General features: G+C 31.9%; 1 protein-coding gene. It reads right to left on the bottom strand.

The window, feature by feature from the left end; all coding sequences use genetic code 11:
* Window positions 1-140 precede the first annotated feature (140 nt).
* Window positions 141-935 (bottom strand): TolB family protein (locus tag L1D51_RS21520; protein WP_239964844.1); only part of this gene is annotated, 795 nt, incomplete at its 5' end.

The following is a 935-nucleotide window of genomic DNA, read 5'->3' as shown; positions in this document are numbered from 1 at the left end:
GGGTAGTAGATGGGGGAATTTGAATATTAAAAAACCAGTTAAGCTATTAAACTTACACACTAATGTCATTGCTTTATTTAAGAGAGTGCCCCTAGCAAGTAGATTTGTAGATATACGGCAGATATATAGAAGAATGGCTATTACTTTAGAGCTATTTTCAAAACTAAAATATCTGCCGTATCATGTTGTTCTTTTAATAAAATGGTATTTCCGTTTAGTGCTGTTATTTGGCTACAAAACACTACGCAAAACTGTTGAAAATCATTACTTAGATTTTGAACACCTTGTTTATAATCATAAAAATTCATAGTAGGTGTCTGATTTTGTGTGTATTGATAGAAAAAACCATTTTCCTGTGGAAAGACACTTAAAATAAAATGCTTATTATTTAAAAGGTTAGTGTCTCCATTGCTGATAACTCGGCCATTGTGAAAGCTCAGTAATTCGTCTTTATCATTTAAAAAGACTTCTTTATAGGTCAATTGTGTTTTCAATGACACTATCTGATTAGTAGTTAAATTAAACCTAACTATCTCGTCATTGTGAGTGTTCTTATCAACAAACAAAATGGCATCTGACTTTTTATACCACGCTATTGGTTCACCAATGATTTCATTTAACCATCTGACTGAGAATTGGTTCTGTTCAAACTCAATAATAAACGGTTTGTTATTTATACTGCTTGCTATGCGGGTTCCCGAGATGTCCCAGATAGGCTTTGATAAAGCAAATTCTTGCTTAGTGTTCTCAAACAGTAATGTTTCTTTTTCATTCTCTATATTTTTTAAAAAAAGTTGAGGTAGTCCATGTTTCATTGACATGTAGACAATGTGTTTTTCATTCGGTGAAAGTGCAGCTCCTTTATCAATAGTGTTAGAGTTTATAATTTTGGTAGGAGTAGGCAGTAAATCTAAACTACTAATTAAGATATCTTG

Origin of the sequence: Pseudoalteromonas shioyasakiensis, assembly GCF_022398475.1 — a bacterium.
Taxonomy (GTDB): domain Bacteria; phylum Pseudomonadota; class Gammaproteobacteria; order Enterobacterales; family Alteromonadaceae; genus Pseudoalteromonas.
Note: the sequence above shows the minus strand (reverse complement) of the source record. Positions and strands in the feature narration are given on the sequence as shown.